Source organism: Bacillus sp. 05T31 (genome assembly GCF_056396725.1).
Map to the genome: position 1 here is coordinate 1 of NZ_JBFTMA010000662.1, position 2,532 is coordinate 2,532.

The 2,532-nt window shown below is 31.9% G+C and carries 4 protein-coding genes; all 4 read right to left on the reverse strand.

Annotated elements, in window-relative coordinates:
- A partial coding sequence (locus tag AC1DJR_RS26180; RefSeq protein WP_477003875.1) for a terminase gpP N-terminus-related DNA-binding protein occupies positions 1–382 on the reverse strand: 382 nt, incomplete at its 3' end.
- Positions 383–726: 344 nt separating this feature from the next.
- A complete protein-coding gene (locus AC1DJR_RS26185) occupies positions 727–918 on the reverse strand; it encodes a hypothetical protein (RefSeq protein ID WP_477003876.1) in 192 nt (63 codons plus the stop codon).
- Positions 919–953: 35 nt separating this feature from the next.
- On the reverse strand, positions 954–1,181 hold the full coding sequence (locus tag AC1DJR_RS26190) for a hypothetical protein (RefSeq protein WP_477003877.1): 228 nt from the start codon (positions 1,179–1,181) through the stop codon (positions 954–956).
- Positions 1,182–1,565: 384 nt separating this feature from the next.
- A partial coding sequence (locus tag AC1DJR_RS26195; RefSeq protein ID WP_477003878.1) for a DUF927 domain-containing protein occupies positions 1,566–2,532 on the reverse strand: 967 nt, incomplete at its 5' end.

A 2,532-nucleotide genomic window follows, 5' to 3' on the forward strand; every position in this document is an offset into this window, starting at 1 on the left:
ACATAGACGTGATAACTTTTGTTAATTCTGAAATAGAATCATTCTTTTTGACTGATCCCGTTACACCCATTACAGATACGCCGCGTTCTTCAATATCTTCAATCAATTTGTTTTTGATATCGAAAAATTTCATGTACGTATTCACCATGTCTACGAATTGCATTTCGGTTTCTAGACCTTTATCTTTCAATTTAGACATCAATAAATCATAAAGCTTTTGACGATCTACATTTGCCGATAGTTCTACCCACTTGTAACGGTGACGCCAATTGTTTAGCGTACTCTCTTTGACTTCTAATTCTGCTGCGATTTCTTTAAATGAGTATTTTCCGCTTTTATACATTTCATAAGCTGTTTGTTTTTTGTCTTCATTTGAAATCATACTTTCATCACCCTTTCATCACTTGTTTTATTATTTTTTAAAATAAAAATTACTATTTGACGTGTATATTTGAGTTGTGATAATCTAAATTTAACGAAACAAACATTGATTTCATGCGGTTTATAGGTTCATAAGTAACAATTTAATTTACCAATCAAAAACATGAATGTTTTCCTGAAAAAATAGGAATGCATCTTTTTTTGGCCTTTTTATCTGTTTCGCGCGCGGAAATCAAAAAATAAAAAGACAAATCTCCCCCCCGCGTTGCCTGGTCCCCCAGCAAAATTGTTTCTATATTTTACCCGGGGGGTATCTCAGGAAATTTGTTTCAAATTATTTTATAGCTAAACCGAAAAATAGCTCAGCATATTCAATAACAATGTGTGCTTCTTCTTAAGTTGATCCATTATCTTTTCTGTTTCTTCATTGCCTGTATTAATTGATAATATATCTTTACCCCATTTGCTCTGACGTTTTAATTCAGCATGTATTCTATTAAACTTGTATTCCAAATAAGCAATTTCTTCTTCTAACATTTGATAATCTTTAAGGCAAACCAATTACGTATCACCTACTTAGGTTCGCTCTTTGTAACAACCTCTCTACCCGATAGTTTCATCTTCTTAAGGACATAACCTGTACGAATATATGGACTATCTTCCTCAAAACAATGTGCATCCCTGTGTCCTTCACCTGTTCCGTGATGATGAAACTTTCTACAGTATTGACACCATGTACTAAGTTTTCCTTTTTCATCACGTTCAATTGCTAATACGATTGGACCTTTTTTAGTTGCCATTGACTTACCTCCATTTTTTTTTAGTAATACGTGCTTATTACTTTTTGTTAAAACCTTGAAATGCTTACGGCTCTAAGCCTTATTTCCTTTTCTATAAAAAAATCAGTAGTACGAGTAATAATAAGTTTTTGGACGTATTACCTTATTCCCCCTTACTCCCACAAGGGATTTGACTTATCAGTAATAAAAGTAATACATTTTTAAAATCAAAATACTTACATATATAAACTAGATTTTTTCTTTTTTTAAATACATGTATATATCAAAATCCTTATTACTTTTATTACTCTTATTACTTTTACTGATTCACCCCTTGATTTATAAGGGTTTTAAACAGTAATAAGAAATTTTAAATAAAGTAATTCCCTATTACTCTTATTACTACTAATCTGAAAAATCTATATTAGCTTCATAAAAGTCAAATCCTAGTTCTCCTACAAGTTCCATATTTAACGGTATACCATTAAATTTCTTGCCCTTATGGCTTACAAGTTTGTAATCAACTACTTTGCTTCCTTTTTCAACTGGAATTGTCATGCCTCTCTTTAACCATTCACGTCTTACTTGCTTCTCTTCAACACCTAAGAAATCGGTAGTATAAGCTGGGGTCAAAAACAACTGTCTTTGTTTATCTTTATAGATTGCTTTAATAATTTTAGGCATATAATCATAAAATATATTTTGTCTACTACTATCCAAATCCGTAAGTATCTCTTCTAAAAATTGAAGTGGCTTATCAATGGATTTATTTTCTTCTGCTATATCATCAAATAATGAGGAAATGGATTTTAGATCAATATCAAAGTCCATTTTGTTTTTCAATATACTGCCTGTAAAATGAACTGCTGCATAATATCCAGCTAATCGGCTTAATACTTCATTACCTTTCGCTTTATCTACATAGTGTTTTCTAAACTTGTGATACTCTGGAGTAAGCTCCTTCATATGTTTCAACCAAACTTTTAAGAACTCTATTCCTATCGCTCCATAATTGTTTTCCATTGCTTCATAAAGTCCCATGATATTGCTATGATCTTTCTTTAATGGCTCGTCAATTAATGGGATAATCCTTGCAGCCGCTCCACCTTGATTTTTAGCGTACTCATTTAGAGAAACTTCACCTGTACTTAGTAAAATATTATGCCAAGTATACTCCCGCTGACTTCCTTTTAAGCTTCCTCTCCCTTTTGAACGTCCTCCACTGAAAGAATAAATAACATCTTTTAAAATACGTTCATCAGCTTTTCGTGTATCATCCAGTAATAAAGGAAAACTGTTTAGATAAGCTGATTTTCTTTCAATAGATACTTTTGTAGCATTCCATTCACTCATTAAGCTTTCATTACCCCAA